The 24551-nt window shown below is 71.0% G+C and carries 25 protein-coding genes and 1 pseudogene; 15 read left to right on the top strand and 11 right to left on the bottom strand.

Features of this window, described 5'->3' with window-relative positions; translation table 11 throughout:
* The first annotated feature begins 49 nt into the window (after positions 1-49).
* From lgt to H613_RS0118235, 9 genes are all read left to right on the top strand, one after another.
* Positions 50-1126: a prolipoprotein diacylglyceryl transferase gene (gene lgt / locus H613_RS27550; protein WP_084546750.1), complete on the top strand. Its 1077-nt coding sequence runs from the start codon at positions 50-52 to the stop codon at positions 1124-1126.
* A gap of 30 nt (positions 1127-1156) precedes the next feature.
* Positions 1157-2311, top strand: coding sequence for an FAD-dependent oxidoreductase (locus tag H613_RS27545; RefSeq protein ID WP_084546749.1), 1155 nt, complete (start codon positions 1157-1159; stop codon positions 2309-2311).
* A 107-nt stretch (positions 2312-2418) separates the two neighbouring features.
* A complete protein-coding gene (locus H613_RS0118265; RefSeq protein ID WP_026924931.1) occupies positions 2419-2913 on the top strand; it encodes a GNAT family N-acetyltransferase in 495 nt (164 codons plus the stop codon).
* Complete coding sequence (locus H613_RS0118260; protein ID WP_026924930.1) at positions 2910-3788, top strand: hypothetical protein; 879 nt, start codon at positions 2910-2912, stop codon at positions 3786-3788. Before H613_RS0118265 ends, H613_RS0118260 begins: the two co-directional genes overlap by 4 nt.
* A gap of 87 nt (positions 3789-3875) precedes the next feature.
* Positions 3876-4859, top strand: coding sequence for an NAD-dependent epimerase/dehydratase family protein (locus H613_RS0118255; protein WP_026924929.1), 984 nt, complete (start codon positions 3876-3878; stop codon positions 4857-4859).
* Between the two features lie 15 nt (positions 4860-4874).
* Positions 4875-5639: a WecB/TagA/CpsF family glycosyltransferase gene (locus H613_RS27540; protein ID WP_035738520.1), complete on the top strand. Its 765-nt coding sequence runs from the start codon at positions 4875-4877 to the stop codon at positions 5637-5639.
* Positions 5640-5659: 20 nt separating this feature from the next.
* Complete coding sequence (locus tag H613_RS0118245; RefSeq protein ID WP_035738519.1) at positions 5660-6430, top strand: methyltransferase domain-containing protein; 771 nt, start codon at positions 5660-5662, stop codon at positions 6428-6430.
* Positions 6431-6496: 66 nt separating this feature from the next.
* Positions 6497-7651, top strand: a complete 1155-nt coding sequence (locus H613_RS27535) for a sensor histidine kinase (protein ID WP_051393531.1) — start codon at positions 6497-6499, stop codon at positions 7649-7651.
* A complete protein-coding gene (locus H613_RS0118235) occupies positions 7648-8310 on the top strand; it encodes a response regulator (RefSeq protein WP_026924927.1) in 663 nt (220 codons plus the stop codon). Before H613_RS27535 ends, H613_RS0118235 begins: the two co-directional genes overlap by 4 nt.
* Here the strand turns inward: H613_RS0118235 and H613_RS27530 are convergent.
* Both H613_RS27530 and H613_RS0118225 read right to left on the bottom strand, forming a co-directional pair.
* Positions 8277-8723, bottom strand: coding sequence for a PIN domain-containing protein (locus H613_RS27530; RefSeq protein WP_051393530.1), 447 nt, complete (start codon positions 8721-8723; stop codon positions 8277-8279). The genes H613_RS0118235 and H613_RS27530 overlap by 34 nt on opposite strands.
* Positions 8720-8941: a type II toxin-antitoxin system VapB family antitoxin gene (locus H613_RS0118225; RefSeq protein ID WP_026924926.1), complete on the bottom strand. Its 222-nt coding sequence runs from the start codon at positions 8939-8941 to the stop codon at positions 8720-8722. Before H613_RS0118225 ends, H613_RS27530 begins: the two co-directional genes overlap by 4 nt.
* 133 nt (positions 8942-9074) lie before the next feature.
* On the opposite strand from H613_RS0118225, the gene H613_RS0118220 reads away from it, so the two are divergent.
* The 3 genes from H613_RS0118220 to H613_RS0118210 all read left to right on the top strand — a co-directional run bounded on the left by H613_RS0118220 (position 9075) and on the right by H613_RS0118210 (position 12274).
* Positions 9075-10241, top strand: coding sequence for an alkaline phosphatase family protein (locus H613_RS0118220; RefSeq protein ID WP_051393529.1), 1167 nt, complete (start codon positions 9075-9077; stop codon positions 10239-10241).
* A gap of 262 nt (positions 10242-10503) precedes the next feature.
* The gene (gene dinB, locus H613_RS27525) at positions 10504-11655 is read left to right on the top strand and encodes a DNA polymerase IV (RefSeq protein ID WP_084546754.1); all 1152 of its coding nucleotides are present in this window, start codon (positions 10504-10506) and stop codon (positions 11653-11655) included.
* Positions 11656-11860: 205 nt separating this feature from the next.
* Positions 11861-12274, top strand: coding sequence for an SCO2097 family morphological protein (locus H613_RS0118210; protein WP_026924924.1), 414 nt, complete (start codon positions 11861-11863; stop codon positions 12272-12274).
* A gap of 91 nt (positions 12275-12365) precedes the next feature.
* On the opposite strand, the gene H613_RS0118205 is transcribed toward H613_RS0118210, so the two are convergent.
* Positions 12366-13061 carry a DUF4191 domain-containing protein gene (locus H613_RS0118205; RefSeq protein ID WP_026924923.1) on the bottom strand — a complete coding sequence of 232 codons (696 nt, stop codon included), beginning with the start codon at positions 13059-13061 and terminating at the stop codon, positions 12366-12368.
* 242 nt (positions 13062-13303) lie between these two features.
* Positions 13304-14233 carry a lipoyl synthase gene (gene lipA / locus H613_RS0118200; protein WP_035738517.1) on the bottom strand — a complete coding sequence of 310 codons (930 nt, stop codon included), beginning with the start codon at positions 14231-14233 and terminating at the stop codon, positions 13304-13306.
* Between the two features lie 158 nt (positions 14234-14391).
* Between lipA and H613_RS0118195 the strand changes: the two genes are divergently transcribed.
* Positions 14392-15225, top strand: coding sequence for a phosphoribosylaminoimidazolesuccinocarboxamide synthase (locus H613_RS0118195; RefSeq protein ID WP_026924921.1), 834 nt, complete (start codon positions 14392-14394; stop codon positions 15223-15225).
* Here the strand turns inward: H613_RS0118195 and H613_RS0118190 are convergent.
* Together H613_RS0118190 and H613_RS0118185 are read right to left on the bottom strand one after the other, a co-directional pair.
* Positions 15206-16360: a sensor histidine kinase gene (locus H613_RS0118190; protein ID WP_026924920.1), complete on the bottom strand. Its 1155-nt coding sequence runs from the start codon at positions 16358-16360 to the stop codon at positions 15206-15208. The genes H613_RS0118195 and H613_RS0118190 overlap by 20 nt on opposite strands.
* Complete coding sequence (locus H613_RS0118185) at positions 16357-17013, bottom strand: response regulator (RefSeq protein ID WP_026924919.1); 657 nt, start codon at positions 17011-17013, stop codon at positions 16357-16359. The genes H613_RS0118190 and H613_RS0118185 overlap by 4 nt, the downstream gene beginning before the upstream one ends.
* A 279-nt stretch (positions 17014-17292) precedes the next feature.
* Between H613_RS0118185 and asnB the strand changes: the two genes are divergently transcribed.
* Entirely contained in the window at positions 17293-19176 is a 1884-nt protein-coding gene (gene asnB / locus H613_RS27520; RefSeq protein ID WP_051393527.1) for an asparagine synthase (glutamine-hydrolyzing), read from the top strand.
* A gap of 262 nt (positions 19177-19438) precedes the next feature.
* On the opposite strand, the gene fabF is transcribed toward asnB, so the two are convergent.
* The 5 genes and pseudogenes from fabF to H613_RS0118155 form a co-directional block, all read right to left on the bottom strand.
* Entirely contained in the window at positions 19439-20656 is a 1218-nt protein-coding gene (fabF, locus tag H613_RS0118175; RefSeq protein ID WP_026924918.1) for a beta-ketoacyl-ACP synthase II, read from the bottom strand.
* Between the two features lies 1 nt (position 20657).
* A complete protein-coding gene (locus H613_RS0118170; protein WP_026924917.1) occupies positions 20658-20894 on the bottom strand; it encodes an acyl carrier protein in 237 nt (78 codons plus the stop codon).
* A gap of 20 nt (positions 20895-20914) precedes the next feature.
* Complete coding sequence (locus H613_RS0118165) at positions 20915-21868, bottom strand: beta-ketoacyl-ACP synthase III (protein WP_026924916.1); 954 nt, start codon at positions 21866-21868, stop codon at positions 20915-20917.
* A gap of 14 nt (positions 21869-21882) precedes the next feature.
* A pseudogene (locus H613_RS0118160) lies at positions 21883-22782 on the bottom strand (ACP S-malonyltransferase); the annotation flags it as partial.
* A 93-nt stretch (positions 22783-22875) separates the two neighbouring features.
* Positions 22876-24045 carry a PucR family transcriptional regulator gene (locus H613_RS0118155; protein WP_026924914.1) on the bottom strand — a complete coding sequence of 390 codons (1170 nt, stop codon included), beginning with the start codon at positions 24043-24045 and terminating at the stop codon, positions 22876-22878.
* 121 nt (positions 24046-24166) lie between these two features.
* Between H613_RS0118155 and trxA the strand changes: the two genes are divergently transcribed.
* Positions 24167-24550 carry a thioredoxin gene (gene trxA / locus H613_RS0118150; protein ID WP_026924913.1) on the top strand — a complete coding sequence of 128 codons (384 nt, stop codon included), beginning with the start codon at positions 24167-24169 and terminating at the stop codon, positions 24548-24550.
* The last annotated feature ends 1 nt before the right edge of the window (position 24551 follow it).

Below are 24551 nucleotides of genomic sequence, written 5' to 3'. Positions count from 1 at the left end.
CACCGGCCTGCCGCAAGCCGCACTCGGCCAACCGATAGGTTTAACCGTCGTGGACCTCGCATTCATACCCAGTCCGAGCGAATCCGTCTGGCACCTCGGCCCGATCCCCATCCGCGCCTACGCGCTGGCCCTCATCGCGGGCATCGTCGCCGCCTGCTGGATCACCGAGGCGCGGATGCGCTCGCGCGGCGCCCCGAAGTGGGCCGTGCTCGACATCGCCGTGTGGGCGGTGCCGTTCGGCATCATCGGCGGCCGCCTCTACCACGTGTTCACCAGCCCCGAGGCGTACTTCGGCGCCGACGGCGACCCGTGGAAGATCGTCGCCGTCTGGGAGGGCGGCCTGGGCATCCCCGGCGCGATCGTGCTCGGCGGCGTCGGCGTGTGGCTCGCCAGCCGCCAGATGAAGCTGCCGTTCGCGATGATCGCCGACTCCCTCGCGCCCGGCCTGCCGGTCGCGCAGGCGATCGGGCGGCTCGGCAACTGGTTCAACCAAGAGCTCTACGGCAAGCCGATGGACGCGTTCTGGGCCGTCGAGATCGACCTGGAGAACCGCGTCAACGGCTACCGCGAGTACGCGACGTTCCACCCCACCTTCCTGTACGAGCTGCTGTGGAACCTCGGCGTCGCGCTCGTCGTGTGGGCCGCCGACCGCAAGTGGAAGTTCGGCGCCGGGAGGGCCTTCGCCCTCTACGTCGTCCTCTACGGCATCGGGCGGTTCTGGATCGAGGGGCTGCGCATCGACCCCGCCGAGGCCTTCGCCGGGCTGCGCCTGAACCAGTGGATGAGCGTCATCGTCATCGTCGGCGCGGTCGTCTACCTGCTGCGGGTCCGCGGCAGGAGGCAGGTCTTCGTGCTCGAGGGCGACCGGCCCGTCACCGTCGACTGGGACTCCGAGGAGGCCGAGGAGGCCGGGTACGTGCGCGGGGGACTCCCCAAGGGCACCGAGTCGCCCATTCCGGCGGCCGACGGCACCGGCAAGACCGACGGCGCCGAAGACAGCGCGGCCGAAGACGACGGCAGCGCTGACGACGGCAGTGCCGATGACGACAGTGCCGATGACGGCAGCGGCGCCGAAGCGACCTCAGAGGAATCCACCGAGGCGGGCTCCACCCGCGACGACCGCTGACCTCCACCGCTTCCCCCGGGCAGGTGCAATGTGCATAACCGTAGAGCCGTAGTCGTCGGCGCCGGCGTCGCCGGGCTGGCCAGCGCCATCGTCCTGTCGAAGCTCGGGTGGCGGGTGGCGCTGCTGGAGCGCCGCGAGCGGCTGCGGGGCGACAACCTCGGCATGATCCTGTGGGCCTCGGGCGTCAGGGCCCTGCGCGCCCTCGGCCTCGACGCGACCCTCGACGCCGGAGGCACGCCCGTCGACCGCTTCGAGATCCGCTCCGAGGAGCGCCTCGCCGGGTCCTTCTCCGCCGCCGTCCTCGGCGCCGACGACGGCTCCCCGTCGGTCATGGTCCACAACGCGGTGCTCTACGAGGCGCTCGTCAGCCACCTCGGCCGGGACGTCGAGGTCTACCCGGCCACGCAGGTCTCCCGGATCGACCTGGTCGACCTCGCCGCGGGCGACGCCACGCGCCGCTGGGACGCCGACCTGGTCGTCGCCGCCGACGGCATCGACTCGCCCACGCGGGAGGTCATCGCGAAAGGCGCGCCGACCGTCGACGCCGGCGTGGTGGCCTTCCGCGCCACGATCCCGGCCCACCGCGCGCCCGAGCGCGACTCCGACGCCGTCGAGATCTACGGCCCCGACCGGCGCCGCTTCGGCTACGGCGACCTCGGCCAGGCCGGGGCCTGCTGGTGGGCCACCGTCCCCGGCGGGATGCGGCCCGAGTCCCCGCAGATCCAGCACGAGCTCATCAACCGCTGGTTCGCCGACTGGCCGGCGCCCGTGGGCAAGTTCATCGCCGCCACCAGGCCCTCCGAGCTGACGCAGCAGCCCATCAGGTACGTGTGGCCGCTGCCGTCCAGGCTCCACTACGCCGAGGGCAACCACGGGGTCGTGCTCATGGGCGACGCGGCCCACGGCGTCGCCCCGATCCTCGCCCAAGGGGCGAGCCTCGCCTTGGAGGACGCGGTCACGCTCGGGTGGGCGCTGCGGCGCAGCCCCGAGTCGATCCCCGAGGCGCTCCACGCCTACGAGCGGGCCAGGGCGGCGCGCATCCGCCGCGTCGCGCGGGTGGCCAGGCGCGTCCACACGGTCGCCTCCGGCGGGCCCGGCGTCGCCCGCGGCATCCTGCGGGCCATCCCCGACTCGTGGCTGTCGAACCGGATCTCGTCGCTGTCCGACTGGCAGCCGCCGCGGTGACGGGGAGGCCCTCCCGCCGCCCACCACCGCCCGAACCACTCGCCGCCGCGCGGCAATCCGCCTACCGCGCCGATTCAGGCGGGAATCGAACGAATATGCTGGCAGGCATGCGGATTCGTGACGCCGAAGCGGACGACTGGCCCGCCATCTGGGCCTTCGCGCAGCCCATCATCGCAGCCGGGGCGACCTACCCGTGGCCCCGCGACACGCCCGAGGCGTGGACCAGGTCGTTCTGGATGGACAAGGAGCCGCCCGGCGCCACCCTCGTCGCCGAGATCGACGACCAAGTGGCCGGGACCGTCGAGATCCACCCCAACCACCCCGGCCAGGGCTCGCACGTCGCCAACGCCGGGTTCATGGTCGACCCGGCATTCCGCCGCCGCGGCGTCGGCCGCGCCCTCGGCGAGGCCGCGATCGCCCGCGCCGCCGCAGACGGCTTCCTCGCGATGCAGTTCAACGCCGTCGTCGAGACCAACACGCAGGCCGTGGGGCTCTGGCACTCCCTCGGGTTCACGACGCTCGCGATCGTCCCCGAAGGGTTCCGCCACCCCGTGCACGGCCTGGTCGGCATGCACATCATGCACAGAAAGCTGGGATCATGAGCGAACTGCGCGCCTCAACGGGCGCCCTCGGCATCGACGACGCCGAGGCCGCCATCAGCGTCCACGCCCTCCTCGGCTCCGACCCGGCCCTCCTCGCGCACGCCGGCGAGCTGCCGCGCGCCAGGGCCGACGTCCCCGCCTGGGTCAAGTCGACGTTCCTCAATGCCGACAACCCCCTGTTCGGGCTCTGCGAGCACGCCGTCGAGACCAGGCTGGGGGAGCGGCCCGACGAGCGGGTCGACAAGGTCCTCGCCAACCTCACCGTCCGCCCCCGCGTCCTCGACGACCTCCGCTCCAGGTCCGGCCTGGCCGCCGTCGACGCCGAGGCCGTCCTGGCCCGCCTCGCCGACGCCGGGCTCGTGCGCGCCGATGCGAACCCGCTCGCACCGGAAGACCCCTTCTGGAGCGTGGACGACCGGCTCGCCCGGTTCTACTACGCGATGATGGCCCCGCACCTGGAGCGGTGGCGGCGCGGCCGCATCACCGACAAGCTGTGGCGCATGAACCACGCCCGCTTCGACCGGTACGTCTGCCGCGCCGAATACGCCCGCCTCGCCCGCGAATGGGCCCTCGGCGACCCGGCCGCCGCCGAGGTCACCCGCGTCGTCGTCCCCGACCCGCGCCACCGGCAGCTGCGGACCGTCGAGGTCGCCGCCTGGGACGCCTCCGGGGGCCTCCTCGCCCTCGGCACCATCCGCTGGGCCTTCATCATGCGCTACCAGCAGCTCCAGCGGCTCAGGCACGTCAGGCGCCTGCTCGGCGACCCTCCGGCGCGCCTGTACTGCATCGCCCCGCGCGTCGATCCCGGCATCGCCGCCGACCCCGACCCCGGCCTGTTCAGGGTCGGACCGGCACATCTGCTCAAAGGTGACTGAGACCCCATTTCCCGACTGGTGGGCCCCGAAGTCGCCCGGGTAGGCTGAAGGCTCCCTGATTCCCGTACGAATGCATGAGGAGTGACGATGGCTGCAGGCGTGGACGCGGTAGTGGCGGGAGCCGGTGGGTTCATCGGCGGACATCTGGTGGCCGACCTCCTCGCCGAGGGCAAGACCGTGCGCGCCGTCGACGTCAAGCCGCTCGACGAGTGGTACCAGGTCCACCCCGAGGTCGAGAACCTCCAGCGGGACCTCGCCGACCTCGGCGCGTGCCGCGAGGCCGTCGGCGACGGCGCCGGAGAGGTCTACAACCTCGCCTGCAACATGGGCGGCATGGGCTTCATCGAGAACAACAAGGCCCTGTGCATGCTCTCGGTCCTGCCCTCCACCCACATGCTCATGGCCGCCAAGGACGCCGAGGTCGGGCGCTTCTTCTACTCCTCCTCGGCGTGCGTCTACGCCGGGTACAAGCAGACCGACGCCGACGTCACCGCCCTGAAGGAGGAGGACGCCTACCCCGCCGACGCCGAGGACGGCTACGGCTGGGAGAAGCTCTTCTCCGAGCGCATGACCCGCCACTTCCGCGAGGACTTCGGCCTCCAGACCCGCGTCGCCCGCTACCACAACATCTACGGCCCCGAAGGCACCTGGGACGGCGGCCGCGAGAAGGCCCCCGCCGCCACCTGCCGCAAGATCGCCGTCGCCGCCCTCACCGGCGAGACCGAGGTCGAGATCTGGGGCGACGGCGAGCAGACCCGCTCGTTCACCTACATCGACGACTGCGTCCACGGCACCAAGATGCTCACCCGCGGCGACGTCACCGAGCCGCTCAACCTCGGCTCCTCCGAGCTGACCACCATCAACGACCTCTATTACCTCGTCGCCGACATCGCGGGCATCGACATCAAGCTCAAGCACGTCGACGGGGCCCTGGGCGTGCGGGGCCGCAACTCCGACAACACGCTCATCCAGAAGCACTTCGGCTGGGAGCCCTCGGTCACCCTCCGCGAAGGCATGGCCAAGACCTACGCGTGGGTCTACGACCAGGTCAAGGCCAAGTACAACTTGTAGGACGGGCAACCCGTAATGGCCGACCCCAAGCTCCGCCGCGTCGACGTCCTCGGCGTCGGCGTCTCCACGATCAACCAGGCCATGGCGCTGGCCGAGATCACCCGCTGGATCGACGCCGCCGAACGCCACTACGTGTGCGTCACCGGCGTCCACGGCGTCATGGAGTCCCAGCGCGACCCCGAGCTCAAGGCCATCCACAACGCCTCCGGGCTCACCACGCCCGACGGCATGCCGATGGTGTGGGCCGGGCGCAAGGCCGGGGCCGAGTGGATGGACCGCGTCTACGGGCCCGACCTCATGCTCAACGTGCTCGGTCGCGCCGCCGAGCGCGGCTGGTCGTCCTTCCTGTACGGCGGCAAGGACGGTGTCCCCGAGCTCCTCGCCAGGAAGCTGGCCGAGCGGATCCCCGGCGTCAAGATCGCCGGGTCCTACTCGCCGCCGTTCCGGGCCTTGACCGAGACCGAGGACGCCGAGGTCGTCGCCCGCATCAACGACTCGGGCGCGCAGCTGGTGTGGGTCGGCCTGTCCACGCCGAAGCAGGAGCGCTGGATGGCCGCGCACCGCGAGCGGCTCACCGCCCCGGCCCTGTTCGGCGTCGGCGCCGCCTTCGACTTCCACGCCGGGCTCGTCCCGCAGGCCCCGCCGTGGATGCAGCGCAATGGTCTCGAATGGTGTTACCGGCTCGCCAAGGAGCCGAGGCGGCTGTGGCGCCGGTACCTGGTCAACAACCCGGCATATCTGCGCGCGATGCGGCGCAATCCGCCTTATCTTCGCGACTAGCAGAGGATAATGTGAGGGCCATGGTCGACATTCCCAAGGAGATCACCGAGACCACGCACCACCACCGGGTGGCCGTGGTGTGGTCGGTGCTGTCGGCCGAGATCGAGCGCTTCGCCTGCGGGACCGGCGCGCGCATGCGGATCGTCGACGTCGGCGGCGGCTCCGGCGGCTTCGCCGTCCCGCTCGCCGAGCTCGGGCACGAGGTCACCGTCGTCGAGCCGTCCGCGAACGCGCTCGCCTCGCTGCGGCAGCGCGCCGCCGACGCGGGCGTGACCGACCGGCTCACCGCCGTCCAGGCCGACGCCGACGAACTGCCCGACGTCGTCGAGCCCGGCACGGCCGACCTCGTGCTGTGCCACTCGGTGCTGGAGATGATCGACGAGCCCGAGGCCGCCCTCGACGCCCTTGCGGACGCGTGCGCGCAGGGCGGGGCGGTGAGCGTCCTGGTGGCCAACCGGATCGCCGCCGTCTTCGGCAAGGCCCTCACCGGGAACTTCTCGACCGCCCTCGACCTGCTGGTCGACGTCGACGGCATCCTCGACGGCAAGGACACCATGAAGCGGCGCTTCGAGACCGCGACCCTGACCGCCCTGATCGGCGCGTCGGGCCTGGTCACCGAGCAGGTCCACGGCGTCGGCGTCGTCGGCGACCTCATCTCCGCGTCCATCGCCGGAGCCGAGGCCGGCTCGGGGGAGGAGCTGCGCGAGTTCGAGCTCGCCACGGCCTCACGCATCCCGTTCAGGGACATGGCCGCGCAGATCCACCTGCTCGCGCGCAAGCCCATACGCTGAGGCGCGTACGCCCGCATACGGCTCCGGGCCGAGGGCACCGCCGCCCCGCGGCCGTAGTCTGGAGCCGTGACCACGCAGCGCAATGAGACACGGCCGACACGCCTGGCGATCCTGGGCGACGTCGGCATCGCCGTCGTCCTCGCCGTCCTCGTCTCCGCGGCGACGTTCGGCGCGGGTGGCGGGCACCACCCCGGCGGCGGCGCCCTGGGGCTGATCTGGCTGTGCGCGGCGACGCTGACGGTGCGCCGCGTCTGGCCCGAGGCGGCGCTGTTCGGCTCCATGCTCGCGCTGTGGTACTTCGTGGCCCTGGGCTACCCCGAGGGCCCGATCTACGTGCTGCCCGCGGTGGCGGTGTTCTCCTACGTCATGGCCAGGCCCCTGAAGACGAGCCTGATCCTGCTCGGCGTGCTCCTGGTGGCGTTCCCGGTCTTCTACGAACTCGTGCTCGACGACCCGAACAGCCTCGTCGTGAACATCTCGATCACCCTCATCTACCTCGCGGTCCCCACCGTCGGCGGCGTGATCGCCCGCGAGGCCCGCCACGCCCGCGCCCAGGCCGCCGCGGCCAGGCGCGACCGGCACCGCGCCGACGAGCGCGTGGCGATGGCCAGGGAGATCCACGACGTGGTCGGCCACAGCCTGGCCGTGGTCAGCATGAACGCGGGCGTGGCGCTCCACGTCCTGGAGAAGCGGCCCGACGCCGCGCCCGGCGTCGTCGAGAACCTGAGGGCCATCCGCGACACCTCCACGCGCGCCCTCGACGACCTGCGCGCGACCCTCGTGCCGCTGCGCCAGGGCGAGCAGCCCGAGCTGCGCCCGGCCTTCTCCCTGGTCGACGTCCCGACGCTCGTGGCCGACATCCGCAAGGGCGGCCTCAAGGTCGACTGCGCGATCACCGGCGACGCCGAGGCCGTCCCGCCGCGCATCGCCGCGACGGCCTACCGGGTCGTCCAGGAGGCGCTCACCAACGTCATCCGCCACGCCGAGGCCACCGCGGCGACGGCCAGGATCGACTGCGGCGCCGACCGGCTCGCCATCGACATCGACGACAACGGCCGCGGCGGCGAGGTCGACCCCGACCGCGTCGGCCAGGGCATCACCGGGATGATGGAACGGGTCCAGGCCCACGGCGGCTCGTTCCACGCGGGCCCGGCGAGCGGCGTCGGCTTCGCCGTCCACGCCGAACTTCCTTACGCCCGCAATGGAGGAGGCAGCGCATGATCGAACTCGTCGTCGCCGATGACCAGTCCCTCATCAGGATGGCCCTGCGCACGCTCATCGCCGACGAGTCCGACATGCGGCTCGCCGCCGAGGCCACCGACGGCGAGCACGCGTGGGAGCTCATCCGCGAGATCCAGCCGGACGTGGCGCTGCTCGACATCCGCATGCCCGGCCTCGACGGCCTGGAGGTCCTCAGGCGCATCAGCCGCGACTCCAGCCTGGACGCGACCCGCGTGGTGATGATGACGACCTTCGAGATCGACTCCTACATCTTCGACGCCCTCTCGAACGGCGCGGCCGGGTTCGTCATGAAGGACACCGCGCCCGAGGAGATCCTGCGGGCCGTCCGCCTGGCCGCCGAGGGCGACTCGCTGCTGTCGCCGGACGTGACCCGCAAGGTCATCGACGCCTACGCCGAGGGCCGCAGCGGCCCGTCCAGGCCCCACCCGAGGCTCGGCGAGCTGACCGAGCGCGAACTGGAGATCCTGCGCTGGGTGGCCACCGGCCTGACCAACGACGAGATCGGCCGCCACCTGTTCATCAGCCCGGCCACGGTCCGCACCCACGTGGGCAGGCTCCTGTCGAAACTCGACGCGAGAGACCGCGCCGGCCTCGTGGCGATCGCCTACCGAAGCGGCCTGGAGATCCCCGAACCCTGATCGGGCAGGTCGTGAACGTTGCGCTGACGCAGATCCCCGACCACATCGGCGACGGCCGCATAATCGCTGTCGTCGTGCAGGACGGTGACGCCGTGGTAGGCGGCCGTGGCCGCTACGGTGAGATCGACGACCGAGAGGCCCTTGTGCTTGCCCTTGCCGGCGAGACGGTACTGGGCGGCATCGATCCACCGGTGGGCCGACTTGTGCACCGGCACATCGGGATACAGGCGCTCGAACATCTCGGTCATCTGGTCGAACTCGTCGCGGTCGCGTGCGGAGCGCCGGAACTCGGTTCGCTGGGGATGGCAGGAGCCGACCGCCTCGGCGACGATCACCGTTTCCCAGGCGCGGCGCACGGCCGGATCGCGAAGGATCCGCCACAACGCCGAGGAGTCGATGAGGTACCGGATCACTCCAGACCGGCCTTCTCCCGGTCGTGGAGGGCCTTCCACGACTCGTAATCCCAGTCTTTCCCCATCTCCGAGTAGTACTCCAGGGCGGCGATCCGCTCGTGGCGCTCGGCGTATTCGTGCAGCGCGAGGTTGACGGCGTCCTTCTTGGTGCGCACGCCGGAGAGCGTGAGCACCTTCTGGAGCACCGAGTCGTCGAGATCCAAGGTCGTAACACTCATGACGCCTCCTTTATATAAAGCAATCAAATACTTTATTCATGATACATGAATCAGTCGTGGCCGCCGCCCCTCCGGCCCGAGCCGGTCCCGGCTGCGTGGCGGGGTGCTCACTTGACCGGATAGCCTCAGGGCCATGCGTTCGAGCCCGCACCTTGAGCCGCTTCGGCCCGCCTACGGCACCGGCACTCTCGCCGACGTCATGCCCACCGCGCTTGCGGCCCTCGGGGTTCCAGACGGCGCGAACGGCGTGCTGCTGCGGGACGGCGAGCTCGCGGGAATCCGGCGCGTCGCGGTGCTGCTGCTCGACGGCTTCGGCTACCACCTGCTTCATCAAGCCGGGCAGGCCAGCGCCACCATCGAGGCCATCCGCAACGGTGACATCGGCACCCTGACGCCGATCACCGCCACCGTGCCGTCCTCGACGCCGATCAGCCTCGCCTCGCTCGCCTGCGGGATGCCGCCGGGGCTCCACGGCATCATCGGCTTCACCGTCCGCGCGCCCGAGAGCGGCGACCTCGTCACCCACATCCGCTGGGACGGCAGCCCCGACCCCGAGACGTGGCAGCCCGAGCCGACCTGCTTCGAACGCGCCGAGGCCGACGGCGTCGCCTGCACCGTCGTCTCCGACGGCGCCTTCCGCGACACCGGCCTGACCAGGGCCATCTACCGCGGCGCCGACTGGCTGCCCGCCGCGGCGCCCGACGAGGTCGCCGAGGGGACCGTCGCCGCGCTCCGCCGCGGCCCCCGCAGCCTCGTCTACGCCTACCTGCCCGACATCGACACCGCCGGGCACTTCCACGGCATCGGCTCGCTCAAATGGCTCGAGGCCGTCGCCAGAGTGTCCGAGGCCGTCGACGGGATTCTCACCGACCTGCCGAGGGACGCGGCCCTGTTCGTCACCGCCGACCACGGCATGGTCAACGTGACCGAGCGCCTCCGCGTCGACCGGCGCCCCGACCTCCTCGAAGGCGTCGAGGCGATCGCCGGGGACGGGCGCATGCGCTACCTCTACACCCAAGGCGGCGCCGATGCCGAAGTGGCGGCCGCGTGGAGCGCGGCCGTCCGGGACCGCGCCGAGGTCATCGGCCGCGACGAGGCGGTCGACCGCGGCTGGTTCGGCCCGGTCGTCACCGCCGCGGCCCGCGAGCGCATCGGCGACCTCGTCGTGGCCTGCCGCGACACCTTCGCGGTCGTCGGCGTCGAAGGCGAGCCGCCGCACGTGCCGCGCCTCATCGGCCACCACGGCGGGCTCACCGCCGCCGAGATGGCCGTCCCGCTGTGGACCTACCGCACCGGTTAGGGCCTGGTTGGGAACTCGGGGCGAGGCGGTATCCGAGCTCATTTGTTCGCTCGCAAGGCGGAAGGCCCTCCAGATCCCGGTGTTGGATCTGGAGGGCCGACAACGCAGCGAGCGGGCAAATGGGCCGGATAGCGCCCGTTCGGAGTTCCCAACCAGGCCCTAAGCGCCGCCGAATGTCGGAGCCGCCGACTACGCTGCACAGGTGGACAGTGCGTCGAGCCCGTTCATCGGTCCTGATCTGCCCGATGACAACCTCAGTGTCATGCATGTCGACATGGACGCCTTCTTCGCGTCCGTCGAGATCGCCCGCGACCCCTCCCTGCGCGGCAAGCCCGTGATCATCGCCGGGCTCGGCCCCCGCGGCGTCGTCGCCGCGGCCTCCTACGAGGCCCGCGAGTACGGCGTCCACTCCGCCCTGCCCACCGCCGTCGCCCGCCGCCGCTGCCCCCACGGCGTCTTCATGAAGCCCACCACCTCCTACGGCGAGGTCTCCCGCGCGGTCATGGCGATCTTCCGCGAGTACACCCCGCATGTCCAGCCGATCTCGGTCGACGAGGCCTTCCTCGACGTCGCCGGCGCCCGCCGCCTCATCGGCACGCCCGCCCGGATCGCCCGCGACATCCGCGGCCGCGTCACCGCCGAGCACGGCATCACCTGCACCGTCGGCATCGCCTCCACCAAGTTCCTCGCCAAGCTCGCCTCCGAGGCGTCCAAGCCCGACGGCCTCGGCGTCGTCCCGCGCGAGACCGAGCTCCAGTTCCTCCACCCCCTGCCCATCCGCGCCGTCTGGGGCATCGGCGAGAAGACCGCCCAGAAGCTCGAACGCCTCGGCATGCGCACCGTCGGCGACCTCGCCCGCCTCCCGGTCGACCGCCTCGCCGCCTCCGTCGGCACCTCCTCGGCCGAGCACCTGTACGCCCTCGCCCGCAACATCGACCCCCGAGCGGTCCGCCCCGAACGCGTCGAGAAGTCCATCAGCGGCGAGACCACCTTCGACCGCGACGCCCCCGACGCCGCCGCCTGGGGCCCCACGCTGCTCGAACTCTCGCGCAAGGTCGCCTCCCGCGCCCGCGCCGCGGGCTGGGCCGGGCGCGGCGTGACGGTGAAGATCCGCTTCGGCGACTTCCGCACCATCACCCGCTCGAGGATGCTCGCCGCGCCCACCGACGTCGGCCACGAGATCCACGCCGCCGCCCGCGAACTCGCCGACGCCGCCGCCACCGCGCCCGTCCGCCTCATCGGCGTCCGCCTCGATCACCTGGTCGAGGCCGCCGCCGTCGGCCGCCAGGTCGCCCTCGACGAGCCCGAGCACGGCTGGCGCGACATCGAGACCGCGATCGACGTCGCCACCGCCAAATACGGCAAGGGCGCCGTCGGCTCGGGCGGCCGGCTGCGCCGCCCCGCTCGCGAGTAGACACCCGCCCCGGTCGTCTTACACGCCTGCGAAGGCGGTTAGCTCCTCGGTCGTGCGGGTATCCCCGCTCACGAAGGCGGCAACGGACAGATTCAAGGACGAACTGCCTTCCGACTTGAGCGAAAGCCTCGTAGACTTGAAGCACAAGCACCCAGGCCCGCCGCTCCGCCGACGGGCTGGCCGAGACTAGTGCAGGAGGAGTGTCGTGCCGCTCTCCGACCACGAACAACGGCTGTTCGAAGAGATCGAGCAGTCCTTGTCCGAAGATCCGCAGTTCGCCTCTGCTGTGCGTGCGCACGATCCCGCGCACGTGACCCGCCGCAGGCTCATCCTCGCAGGCATCGTCTCCGTCATCGGCATCGCCGTCGTCATCGTCTCCGTCATCGCCGCGGCCCCCATGTGGGTCGTCCCGATCGGTGCGGTGCTCATGTTCGGCGGCCTGATCTTCGGGCTCTGGGCCCAGCGCCGCGGTGCCAATGGGAAGCTGAAAGCGGTCGACGGCAAGGCCACCCGCACCACCGGGCGCGGCGGCTCCAACAAGGCCCCCAAACCCGGCGGATTCACCTCCCGCATGGAAGAGCGCTGGCGCCGACGCCGCAACGGCGGCGACCTCTTCTGAGCAGGGACCTTCTGACTGCGAACACGGTTGTGCGAACTACAGACGACAAGACGGGCCGCACCGAGGTGCGGCCCGTCTGCTGCTGTTCCGACTAGCGCCCGCGGAGCATCGCCCGCCGCGCGCCCTTGCCGGCGTTCGCGCTGGTCGGGATCGGGCCCTTCGGGATCGCCATGCCCATGCCCAGCGCGTCGAGGCGCTTGGCGACGTGGTTCGCGCCCTTGGAGTCGATGTTGCGGGGGAGCTTCTGGAGCCGCTTGCGCACCTCGGTCACCGAGAAGTCGTCGCCGCCGGTCTCGCCGACCATGAACGTGTAGATCGGCGTCGAGCCGACCACCCGCGAGATCCGCTTCTTCTCCTGCCCCAGGAGCTTGCGCGCCTTGCCGCCGCCCTCGGCCAGCAGCACCACGCCCGGCTTGCCGACCGCGCGGTGCACCATCTGGGTCTCCGAGACGGCCGCGACCCCGGGCGTCACATGCCAGCCGCGCATCCCGTCGATGAGCGCGTAGGCGGCGCCCGGCTTGCCGATCGCCTCCGCGTTCACCACCTTGCTGGTCCGCATGTTCAGCACGATCATGCCGGCGAGCAGTGCGACGAACACCGCACTGACGTACCACAGCATGTGGAAATCGAGGAAGACGATCAGCGCCGTCACGGCGATGAACGGCAGCAGAACGGCGACGGCCTCCAACGGCAGGAACCATTTGTCCCGTTTCGCCGTGAATTTAATCGCCAGGCCGATGGTCTTCAGCCTCGACCCGAATGTCTCTTTTTCCTGCTGCTTTGCCATGCTCTCAAGTCTACGGTGCGATGCGCGGGACCACGGGAGGGGCCGATTCACGGCTCCCGGGCCCCGCTGGACTGGTCTACGGCTCGCGGGCTTCGCCGAGGGTGCTGATTCACGGCCCGTGAGCCATGGACCGGCCTGCCGAGGGGCTGCTTCACCGCTCGCGCGTTCCGGCGGGACCGGCTCACGGCTCGTCAGCTTCGTGAGGCCGACTTACGGCTCGCGAGCTTCGCCCCTGAGCTGAATCAACGGCTCGCGAGCCCCGCCGAGGCCGGAGCCTCGGCGCGCGCTTCGATCGCCTGCCGGTACAGGCGGCCCGCCCGGTACGAGGAGCGCACGAGCGGTCCGCTCATGACGCCCGCGAAGCCGATCTCCTCGGCCTCGGCCGACAGCTCCACGAACTCCTCGGGCTTGACCCACCGGTCCACCGGGTGGTGGCGCTTGGTCGGGCGCAGGTACTGGGTGATCGTGATCAGCTCGCACCCGGCCGCGTGCAGGTCGCGCAGCGCCTGCGAGATCTCCTCGCGGGTCTCGCCCATGCCGAGGATGAGGTTCGACTTGGTGACCAGGCCGTCCTCGCGGGCGGCGGTGATGACCCGGAGCGAGCGCTCGTACGTGAACGCCGGGCGGATCCGCTTGAAGATCCGCGGCACGGTCTCGACGTTGTGCGCCAGCACCTCCGGGCGCGAGGAGAACACCTCGGCGAGCTGCTCGGGCTCGGCGTTGAAGTCGGGGATGAGGAGCTCGACGCCGCAGCCGGGGATCGCCTTGTGGATCTGGCGGACGGTCTCGGCGTACAGCCACGCCCCGCCGTCGTCGAGGTCGTCGCGCGCGACGCCGGTGACGGTGGCGTACTTCAGGCCCATCGTCTTGACCGAGTCGGCGACCTTCATCGGCTCGAGCCGGTCGAGCGGGGAGGGCCTGCCGGTGTCGATCTGGCAGAAGTCGCAGCGCCTGGTGCACTGCGAGCCGCCGATGAGGAAGGTCGCCTCGCGGTCCTCCCAGCACTCGTAGATGTTGGGGCAGCCCGCTTCCTGGCAGACGGTGTGCAGCCCTTCGCTTTTGACGAGGCTGCGCAGTTCGGTGTATTCCGGGCCGGTCTTGGCCTTGACCTTGATCCAGGAGGGTTTCTTCTCGATCGGGGTCTCGGCGTTGCGCGCTTCGAGGCGCAGCATCCGGCGTCCCTTGGGCTGTTCGGAAGTCACGGCCCCAGCCTACGCCGCGGCCCGCTCGGACGGCAGGTGTCGCTGGGCACAGCCGGGCCGCGACACCGCCGCCGCGGGCGCCGCCCGCTGCTCTAATAGGCTGGAAGTCCAGCGACAGGGGAGCAGCAGTGGAACTCATTCACCGAGGCAAGGTCCGCGACGTCTACGCCGACGGGGACGACCTCGTCCTCGTCGCCTCCAACCGCGTCAGCGTCTACGACGTCGTCCTGCCCACCGAGATCCCCGACAAGGGCGCATTGCTGACCGCGCTCAGCCTGTGGTGGTTCGAGGCCCTCGGCGACCTCGTCCCCAACCACGTCGTCTCCGTCGACGACGTGCCGGGCGAGTTCGCCGGGCGCGCCGTCCGCGTCATGCGCCTCGACATGGTGCCCGTCGAGGCCATCGCCCGCGGCTACCTCACCGGCTCCGGCCTGACCGAATACCAGAAGTCCGGCACCGTCTGCGGCATCGCGCTCCCCGGCGGCCTCGTCGACGGCTCGCGGCTGCCCGAGCCGATCTTCACCCCCAGCACCAAGGCGGCCGTGGGCGACCACGACGAGCCGATCACGTTCGAGCAGACGGCCGCCGCGCTCGGCGCCGAACAGGCCGACCGGATCCGCGACCTGACGCTGTCCGTCTACAAGACGGCCGCTCTGGTCGCCGCCGAGCGCGGCATCATCATCGCCGACACGAAGTTCGAGTTCGGCACCGACGCCGAAGGCACGCTGCGCCTGGCCGACGAGGTCCTCACCTCCGACTCCTCCCGCTTCTGGGACGCCGCCGGATGGGAGCCGGGCCGCTCGCAGCCCTCGTTCGACAAGCAGTACGTCCGCGACTGGGCCCGCTCCACCGGCTGGAAGCCCGACGCCGGAGACGCCCCCGAGATCCCCGCCGACGTCGTCGAGGCCACCCGCGGCCGCTACGTCGAGGCCTACGAGCGCCTCACCGGGCGCCGCTGGTGACCGCGAGCGGCACCCGCAGCCGGAGCCACCAGCCGCCGTCGTCGCTCGGGCTGTAGTCGAGCCGGCCGCCCAGCAGCTCGGCCCGCTGCCGCAGCCCCATGAGCCCGTACTGCGAGCTCGGCAGGTCGACCACCGGCCGCCGCGCGGCGGTGTTGGACACCTCGACTTCGACGCGGTCGCCGTCGGTGTCGACGCGCACCGACGCCGTCGCGCCCGGGGCGTGCTTGCGCACGTTGGTCAGCGCCTCCTGCACGGTCCGGTAGACCGCCCGCTGCAACGGCGGTTCGAGCTCGGGCAGCTCCCCGATCTCCAGGGACGCGTCGATGCCGCTGTCGCCCACGAGTGTTTCGAGCTGCGCGATCGTCGGCTGCGGCGCGAGCTCGGTGGCCTTGACGCCCGAGGCCCGCAGCACCCGCACCATGTGGCGCAGCTCTTCGAGCGTGGTGACGCTGAGCCGGCGGATCGTCGAGGCCGCCTCCTTCGCCTCGCGGTCCTTCGTCTGCATCCGCAGCGCCCCGGCCTGCACGGCGATCAGGCTGACCTGGTGCGAGACGACGTCGTGCATCTCGCGCGCCAGCTGGGCGCGCTCGGCGGCCAGCACCTGCTGGGTGAGCAGCCGCTGCTCGTGCTCGCGGGCCTCGGTGATCTCCTCAAGCCGCCGGGACAGCTCGTGGCGGGTCCGCTGGAGATAGCCCAGCATCATCGAGACCGACGCCATGAGCAGGTAGTACAGGACCTGGCGCAGCGCCTCGACCTGGAAGGAGTCGAGGCCGAGCAGGATCGGATCGCCGTAGCCGTTCATGAGGTTGGCCTGCAGCTCCTGGTCCGCGTTCACGAAGCAGCAGGTGGTGAGCAGCACCGCCGCGCCCGGGAGCAGCGGACTGCGGTACCGGTAGGCCACCGCGTACAGCGCGAACAGCGTGGCCAGTTTCTCGTTCACCATCGCGGCGGCCGGGATCGTCACCGCGAACACCGTGAGCGGAAACCGGTGGCGGAAGGCCAGGGCGGCGACGCCGAGGATCGCGAACGTCGCCGCCGGCTGGTTGTCGATCCGCAGGACCTGAAGCAGGTGGGCGGTGGCGAACACCAGCACCGCCGCGTCATACGTCCACTGCGGCAGCGCCGGGAGCCTCATCGCTCCGGCTCCGCCCTGAGCAGCCCCGCCCGCTCGGCGATGAGCGCGGCCTGGACGCGGTTGGCGACCTCCAGCTTCGTCAGGATCGAGCTCACGTGGTCCTTGACGGTGCCGATGCCGAGGAAGACCTCGGCCGAGATCTCCCCGTTCGACTTCCCCTCGGCGAGGAGGACGAGGATGCGGCGCTCGCGCTCGGTGAGCCGCTCGACGAGCGGATCGGCCTCGGCGTCCGGCGCGCTGGACAGGTACCCGGCGATGATCGTCCGCGCGACCTTCGCCGACAGCGCCGACCCTTCGGTCATGAGCGAGCGCACCTGGTAGATGAGGTGTTCGGGGTCGGTGTCCTTGAGCAGGAACCCGGCGGCGCCCAGCCGGAGCGCGGCGTCGACGTACTCGTCGGTGTCGAACGTGGTCAGCACCGACGTGATCGGCGGCCGGGACAGATCGCGCAGCCGCTTGAGGATGGTGAGCCCGTCGACGTCGGGCATGCGGATGTCGAGCAGCACCACGTCCGGGCGCAGCGCGATGATCTTGTCGATCGCCTCGCCGCCGGTGACGGCCGCGACCACCTCGATGTCGTCGGCGGTGTTGAGGATGTGGGTGAAGCCCGAGCGTATGAGGGCTTCGTCGTCGACGATGAGCACGCGGATCACGGGCGGGCCGCTCCTGTTCTACCGGGGGATTTTCGAAGCGTACTCAATACGTCCCGGTTCGCCCATCCGTTGCCCGGCGATCACCGCCGCCACCCGGCGGTTCGATTCCAGCCGATCGGACGGCGGCCGCCGCCGACAGGAGGGGAGCGGCCCACATCGGGCGGCGGCGTTGCCGGATGCCGCCGACAGGCCGATTCACGACCGCCGAGGGGCGTCACCGGGCACGGCGCGGACCAGCATGAGAACTCCCACTCATACACGGTTTTCATAGGAGCGCCCATGTGCGGATTCGTCGTCCGAATCGGAGCCGGCCCCCGCCCCGGCGAACCCGAGCTCGCCGACCTGCTCGAGCTGCTCGACCACCGCGGCCCCGACGAGACGGCCGTCGACCCGGCCGGACCCGGGGTCCGCATGGGCTTCAAGCGCCTGTCGATCATCGACGTCGCCGGCTCGCACCAGCCGATGCGCATCGAGGACGGCCGCCTCGCCATCGTCTTCAACGGCGAGATCTACAACTACCTGGAACTGCGCGACGAGCTCGTCCGCGAGTGCGGCGCGGCCTTCGACACCCGCGGCGACACCGAGGTCGTCCTGGCGGGCTACCGCCACTGGGGGCCCGACGTCGTCCACCGCCTGCGAGGCATGTTCGCCTTCGTCGTCCACGACCGCGACGCCGACCTCCTCTTCGCCGCCCGCGACCCCTTCGGCGTCAAGCCGCTGTACTGGACCCGCCACGGTTCGGCGCTGTGGCTGGCCAGCGAGAAGAAGGCCCTGCCCGGTGCGGGCGAGGCCGACCCGATCGACACCGACGCGCTGGGCCACTACGTCACCTTCCAGTACCCGCCCGAGCCCGCGACGCTCCACCGGGGCATCCACCGGCTCGAGGCCGGGCACTACGCGCTGTTCGGGCCCGGGGCCGATCCCAGGCCGCAGCGCTACTTCCAGCCGATGTTCCGCCCCAGGAGGACCGACGACGCCGAACGCCTCTACGGCGAGATCACCGAGGCGCTGCGCGAGTCGGTGCGGCTCCACATGCGGTCCGACGTGCCGGTCGGCGCGCTGCTCTCCAGCGGCATCGACTCGACCGCGCTGGTCGCCCTCGCGCGCGAGACCAACCCCGGCATCCTCACCTTCACCGCGCAGTTCGAGGGCGCGGGCGACGAGCTCGGCGTCGCCGCGGCCACGGCGGCCGAACTCGGCGTGGCGAACATCGCCGCGCCGGTCTCGGTCGACGAGGTGATGGCCGAACTGCCGAGGATCGTATGGCACCTGGACGACCCGGTCGCCGATCCCGCGCTGGTGCCGCTGTACTTCGTGGCGAAGAAGGCCGCCGAGCACGTCACGGTCGCCCTCGGCGGCGAAGGCGCCGACGAGCTGTTCGGCGGCTACGCGATCTACCGCGAGCCGCGCTCGCTGCGCTCGGTCACCGCGCTGCCCGAACCGGCCAGGCACCTGCTGCGCCGCGCCTCCCGGGCGCTGCCCGACGGCGTGAAGGGCAAGAGCTTCCTCGAGCGCGGCACCGCCGAGCTCGAGGAGCGGTTCGTCGGCAACGCCAAGATCTTCACCGACGAGGCCAAGGAGGCGCTGCTGCGGGGCCCCGTGCCGGACCACCGCGAGGTCACCGCCCGCGTCTGGAGGGAGTCGGCGCACCTCGACCCCGCCACCCGGATGCAGTACCTCGACCTGCACACCTGGATGCGCGGCGACATCCTCGTCAAGGCCGACCGGATGTCCATGGCCCACAGCCTGGAGCTGCGCGTGCCGTTCCTCGACCGGGGCGTGTGGGAGACGGCCTCGCGCATCCCCGTCGAGCACCGCCTCGCCGGGACCCAGACGAAGGTGGCGCTGCGCCGCGCGGTCGAGAAGCTCGTCCCGCCCGCGATCGTCGAGCGCCCCAAGATGGGCTTCCCGACCCCGTACCGGCAGTGGCTGGCAGGACCCATGTTCGAGTGGACCGACGAGCTGCTCGCGGGCGCCGCCTGCGGCCACCTGATCGACCTGGAGTACGCGCGGCGGCTCCTGCGCGAGCACCGCGAGGGCGCCGACCGCGCCCGCAAGGTCTGGACGGTCATGGTCTTCTGCCTCTGGTACGCCCAGCTGGGCGGCGGCGCGTCAACGGCCGCTGCCGACGCGGCTCGCGGCCGAAATTCATTGCTCAAATGAGATATATCGACATCGAGGTTTTCCGGATCGGTGCCCAACCGCCGCCGATCGACATCGTCCTTCGCGCCCGCCGATACATCAGCGGCGGACCGAGCCTGTTTCGAGGCGGCCCGCCGTGAACGCGGCCTGCTCGCGGGGAGGCGGCAACGCGCCCACCGGCCGAACGCGCGAACACGGCAGGGGCCCCATCGCGAAACGATGGGGCCCCTGCCGTTTACGTCGAACTACGCGGTTTGGCGCTGTGCTTCACGGTTCACTCCGCCTACGGCTTCGTGAACAGAACCGCCGCGTTGTGACCGCCGAAACCGAAGCCGGTGTTCATCGCGGCGTCGAGGTCCTTCTTGCGCGCCTCGTTCGCCGCCACGTCCAAGTCGAGCTCCGGGTCCGGGTTGTCGAGGTTGATCGTCGGCGGGATGACCCCGTCGCGGATCGCCAGGATCGTCGCGATCGACTCGACCGCTCCGGCCCCGCCGAGCAGGTGCCCGGTCATCGACTTGGTCCCGGTCAGGACCACGTGCTCGCCGATCTCACGCTTGACGCCCTTGACCTCGGCCATGTCGCCGACCGGCGTCGACGTCGCGTGGGCGTTGACGTGCCCGATGCTCTTCGGGTCGATCCCGGCCTGCTTGATGGCGGCGCGCATGGCGCGCCCGCCGCCGTTGCACTCGGGATCGGGCTGCACGATGTCGTAGCCGTCCGAGGTCAGGCCCGAGCCGGCCACGACCGCGTAGATCTGCGCCCCGCGGGCCTCGGCGTGCTCGCGGCGCTCCAGCACCAGAGCGCCGGCGCCCTCGCCCATGACGAAGCCGTCGCGGTCCCGGTCCCAGGGACGCGAGGCCCGCTCGGGGTCGTCGTTGCGGGTCGACATCGCCTTCATGGACGCGAACCCGGCCATCGGCAGGCCGCCGATGACCGCCTCCGCGCCGCCGGCGATGGCGACGTCGGCGCGGCCGACGCGGATCATGTCGGCCGCCCACGAGATGGCCTCGGCCGACGTGGCGCAGGCGCTGGTCGGGGCGTGCACCCCGGCCTTCGCGCGGTACTCCAGGCCGACCACGGCCGCGGGGCCGTTGGGCATGAGCATCGGGACGGTGTACGGGGAGACCCGCCGCGGTCCCGTGCCCTCCAGGATGTCGTCCTGTTCGAGCAGCGTCAGCGCACCGCCGATGCCCGAGCCGAACACCACGCCTAGACGTTCCCTGTCGAGGTCGTCGCTCAGACCCGCGTCGTCCCACGCCTGCTGGGAGGCGATGAGCGCGATCTGCTCGGAGCGGTCGAGGCGACGCAGCCTGATCCGAGGCAGCACCTCGGAGGGCTCGACGGCGAGTTGGGCCGCGATGCGCACCGGAAGTTGCTGCGCCCACTCCTCTTCGAGAGCGTTGACGCCCGATTTCCCGGCGACGAGAGCTTCCCAGGTCGACGGCACGTCCCCGCCGAGCGGGGTAGTCGCGCCGAGCCCGGTGACGACTACCTCAGTCACTTCAACCCTTCTCGATGTAGGAGACGGCGTCGCCGACGGTCTTCAGGTTGGCGACCTCGTCATCGGGGATCTTGACGCCGAACTTCTCCTCGGCGGCCACCACGACCTCGACCATCGCCAGCGAGTCGACGTCAAGGTCGTCGGTGAAGGACTTGTTGTCGGCGACGTCGTCGGGGTTCACGCCCGCGACCTCTTCGAGAATGTCGGACAGCCCTTCGCGGATCTCGTCACGAGACATGTGTTTGTTCCTCTCGATAATTACGGGCAGCGGATGACTTGCCCGGCATAGGTGAGCCCGCCGCCGAACCCGAACAGGAGAATCGGGGCGCCGGAGGCGACCTTGCCACTTTGTACCAATTTCGACAACGCCAGCGGCACTGATGCCGCGGAGGTGTTGCCCGAATAGACGATGTCGTCGGCGATGACGCAGTCCTCGCTGAAGTCGAGCCGTTTGGCGATGCCCTGGATGATCCGCAGGTTCGCCTGGTGCGGCACGAACGCCGCCAGCTCGGAGACCTTGAGGCCCGCCCGCTCGGCGACCTGCTCGACCAGCGGCGCGAGCTGCGTGGTGGCCCAGCGGAAGACGGTCTGCCCGGCCTGCTTGATGAACGGTATGTCCTCCTCGATGCGGATGACGTCCTTCATCTTGGGGTCCGAACCCCACACGACCGGGCTGATGGCCAGGTTCGGGTCGTCGGTGCCCTCGACCACGACGGCTCCGGCGCCGTCGCCGAAGAGCACGCAGGTGGTGCGGTCCTCCCAGTCGGTGATCGCCGTCAGCTTCTCGACGCCGATGACGAGGGCCCGCTTGGTGGTGCCGGTCTTGACGGCCATGTCGGCCTGCGCGAGGGCGTACTCGAAGCCCGAGCAGGCGGTGTTGACGTCGATCGTGGCGGGCGCGCCGATGTCGAGGGCGTCGGAGACGCGGCATGCGGTGTTCGGGCAGCGGTCGGCGGCCGAGACGGTGGCGACGATGACCATGTCGATGTCGGCGGGGCCGTACCCCGAGTTGGCGAGGGCCTGCCCGGCGGCCTTGATCGCCATGTCGGCGACGGTCTCGTCCTTCGCGGCGATCCGGCGCTCCTTGATGCCCACGCGGCTGACGATCCACTCGTCGGTCGTCTCGACCATCTCGGCGAGATCCGCGTTGGTGAGGACCCTCTCGGGCTGGTAGTGGCCTGCGCTGATGACGCGCGATCCGATGACGCTCACTGGACTCCTTCACTGGCGGCGAGTTCGGCGGCGGCCGCCAGGTCCTCGGGGGTGTTGACGTTGAGCCGTTCCACGCCCTTGAGTGCCCGTTTGGCCAGGCCCGTGAGCGTCCCGGCCGGAGGCAGTTCGATGACGGCGGTGACGCCCAGCTCTCCAAGCGTACTCATGCAGGCGTCCCATCGGACCGGAGAGGTGACCTGGTCCACCAGCTGCCGCAGCGCCTGGGCGCCGGTCGGGACGGGCTTGCCGTCGCGGTTCGACAGGAAGGTGCGCAGCGGGTCGGCGGTGGCGACCTTGTCGGCGACGGCTTCGAGGGCCGCGTGGGCGGGGGCCATGTGCGGGGTGTGGAAGGCCCCGGCGACCTTGAGCGGGATGATGCGGGCGCGCTCGGGGGCGTTCCGGGTGAGCTTCTCGATGGCGGCGACGGGCCCGGCGGCGACGATCTGGCCGGCGCCGTTGCGGTTGGCGGGCCAGGCTCCGGCGGCCTCGATGGCCGCGAGGACGTCGTCCTCGACGCCGCCGAGGACGGCGGCCATGGTGGTGGGCTCGATGTCGCAGGCGGCGGCCATCTCGCGGCCGCGGACGGCGGCGAGCTCGACGGCGGCCTCTGGGGTGAGGATCCCGGCCAGGGCGGCGGCGGTCAGCTCGCCGACGGAGTGCCCGGCGACGACGCCCGCGCGTTCGACCGGCAGCTTCTCGGCGGCGAGGAGCCCGGCGGCGACCAGCAGCGGCTGCGTGTTGGCGGTGTCGGTGATCTCGGCCTGGTCGGCCTCGGTGCCGAGGCGGACGAGGTCGAGGCCGATCAGGTCCGACCAGTCGCGAAGCTTCGCGGCCGCGTCGGGGTCGGCGTCGATCCATGGCGTGAGGAACCCGGGCTTCTGCGAACCCTGCCCGGGAGCGAGAATGGCAAGCACATTTAGACTTTCGCTCAGTGAACACCCGAAACGGGAGCAGCTGGAAGACTGAAAGCCCGTTCGGTTCTTGTAGGAAATCTACAATACTCGTTGTTAACTGCGGGAACGCCTCGATGTCGGCGAGCTCTCCAGGCGCCCTATGGTCAACCCCACACGCAGCACGAAGGCCTCATGCGGATCGGTGGGGGAGAAACCGGTCACCTCTTGGATGCGCCTGAGGCGGTAGCGCACCGTGTTGGGGTGGACGTACAGCTCGCGCGCGGTGCCCTCCAGGACGCCGCCGGAGGCGATGAACGCGTCCATGGTCTCCAGCAGCTCGCCCCCGGCTCGCCGCAGCGTCACGTGGACGCCCTCGCGCAGCTCCAGGCGGGCGGCCTCGTCACCGGCGATGGCCCGTTCGGGCAGCAGCTGGGTGGCCGTCACCGGGCGCGGCGCGTCGGGCCAGGCGGGCGCGGCGCGGTGCCCGGCCACGGCCGCCAGTGCGGAGGTCGAGGCCTCGGCCAGGCCGGTGACGGTCGGCCCGACCACGATCGGGCCCTCGCCGAACTGGCCGGTGAGCTGCTGGACGATCTCCAGCGGCTCGGCGACGCCGCCGAGGAGGATGACCAGGCGGGCGCCGTGGACGCCGGCGAGGACGTCCAGGCCCAGGCGCCGGGCGGCCCGCTGGACGCTGTGGAGGACCAGGGTGGCCTCGCCGCCGGGCGTGTTGCCGCAGACGACGGTGATGGACTGCGTCTCGGACCACCCCAGGGCCGCGGCGCGCCCGATCAGCTCGTCGGAGGAGTCGCCGCGCAGCAGCGAGTCGACGAGCATGGCCTGGAGGCGGGCGTCCCAGGCGCCGCGGGTCTCGGCGGCGCGGGCGTAGACGCGGGCGGCGGCGAAGGCGATCTCGCGGGAGAACCGCAGGACCGACTCGCGCAGCTGCTCCTCCTCGCCCTCGGCGGCGAGCGCCGGGACCTGCTCCTCGACGACGTCGATGACGACCTGGATGAGCGCCACGGTGTGCTGGAGGCTGATGGCGCGGGCCAGCTCGACCGGGGCGGCCTCGAAGACCATGTCGGAGCTGCCCAGGTCCTCGCCGCTGGCGCGCAACCACTCGAGGAACTGCCGCACGCCGGCCTGAGCCACCAGGGTCACCATCGAGCGCTGCTCGGCGGGCAGATCGCGGAACCAGGGGAGTCGTTCATCCATTCGGGTGAGCGACTGGGTCGTGAGCGCTGACGAGGAGCGCTCGATGTTCTGAATGGTGGTGGCCAGATCCATGCCCTACAGCCTGCCAGACGTGGCCCGCGCCTCGCGCCGACGTCGGGCGGAATACCGCACTTGCCACTATCGTTGCCCGAATAGCACCAGAAAAAGCCACGACAGAGAGGCGGCCTGATCTATGGCCACGGTTGCACTGAACAAGGACACCTTCGAGGACACCGTCACCGAGAACGACATCGTGCTGGTCGACTGGTGGGCGGATTGGTGCGGTCCCTGCAAGCAGTTCGCGCCGACCTACGACGCCTCGAGCGAGGAGCACGGCGACATCGTGTTCGGCAAGATCGACACCGAGGACCAGCGGGAGCTGGCATCGGCGGCGGGCATCCAGTCGATCCCGACGCTGATGGCGTTCCGCGACGGCATCCTCCTGTTCAACCAGCCGGGCGCGCTGCCCGGCGAGGCGCTGGAGGAGGTCATCCGCCAGGTGAAGGCGCTCGACATGGACGAGGTCCGCGAGCAGATCGCCAAGGAGGAGGGCGCCGAGGACACTCCCCAGTCCTGAG

The sequence above is a fragment of the Glycomyces arizonensis DSM 44726 genome (assembly GCF_000482705.1).
GTDB lineage: Bacteria > Actinomycetota > Actinomycetes > Mycobacteriales > Micromonosporaceae > Glycomyces > Glycomyces arizonensis.
The sequence above is the reverse complement of the archived record's forward strand: the minus strand, read 5'-3'. Positions and strand labels throughout refer to the sequence as shown.

Coding starts and splice junctions, on each gene's coding strand:
- H613_RS0118220 (WP_051393529.1), top strand. CDS start 9,075: ATGCGTTCGAGCCCGCACCTTGAGCCGCTTCGGCCCGCCTACGGCACC.
- dinB (WP_084546754.1), top strand. CDS start 10,504: ATGCATGTCGACATGGACGCCTTCTTCGCGTCCGTCGAGATCGCCCGC.
- H613_RS0118190 (WP_026924920.1), bottom strand. CDS start 16,360: ATGAGGCTCCCGGCGCTGCCGCAGTGGACGTATGACGCGGCGGTGCTG.
- H613_RS0118155 (WP_026924914.1), bottom strand. CDS start 24,045: ATGGATCTGGCCACCACCATTCAGAACATCGAGCGCTCCTCGTCAGCG.
- H613_RS0118170 (WP_026924917.1), bottom strand. CDS start 20,894: ATGTCTCGTGACGAGATCCGCGAAGGGCTGTCCGACATTCTCGAAGAG.
- H613_RS0118245 (WP_035738519.1), top strand. CDS start 5,660: ATGGTCGACATTCCCAAGGAGATCACCGAGACCACGCACCACCACCGG.
- H613_RS0118225 (WP_026924926.1), bottom strand. CDS start 8,941: ATGAGTGTTACGACCTTGGATCTCGACGACTCGGTGCTCCAGAAGGTG.
- H613_RS0118235 (WP_026924927.1), top strand. CDS start 7,648: ATGATCGAACTCGTCGTCGCCGATGACCAGTCCCTCATCAGGATGGCC.
- H613_RS27540 (WP_035738520.1), top strand. CDS start 4,875: ATGGCCGACCCCAAGCTCCGCCGCGTCGACGTCCTCGGCGTCGGCGTC.
- asnB (WP_051393527.1), top strand. CDS start 17,293: ATGTGCGGATTCGTCGTCCGAATCGGAGCCGGCCCCCGCCCCGGCGAA.
- H613_RS0118205 (WP_026924923.1), bottom strand. CDS start 13,061: ATGGCAAAGCAGCAGGAAAAAGAGACATTCGGGTCGAGGCTGAAGACC.
- H613_RS0118255 (WP_026924929.1), top strand. CDS start 3,876: ATGGCTGCAGGCGTGGACGCGGTAGTGGCGGGAGCCGGTGGGTTCATC.
- H613_RS0118265 (WP_026924931.1), top strand. CDS start 2,419: ATGCGGATTCGTGACGCCGAAGCGGACGACTGGCCCGCCATCTGGGCC.
- H613_RS0118260 (WP_026924930.1), top strand. CDS start 2,910: ATGAGCGAACTGCGCGCCTCAACGGGCGCCCTCGGCATCGACGACGCC.
- trxA (WP_026924913.1), top strand. CDS start 24,167: ATGGCCACGGTTGCACTGAACAAGGACACCTTCGAGGACACCGTCACC.
- lipA (WP_035738517.1), bottom strand. CDS start 14,233: ATGCTGCGCCTCGAAGCGCGCAACGCCGAGACCCCGATCGAGAAGAAA.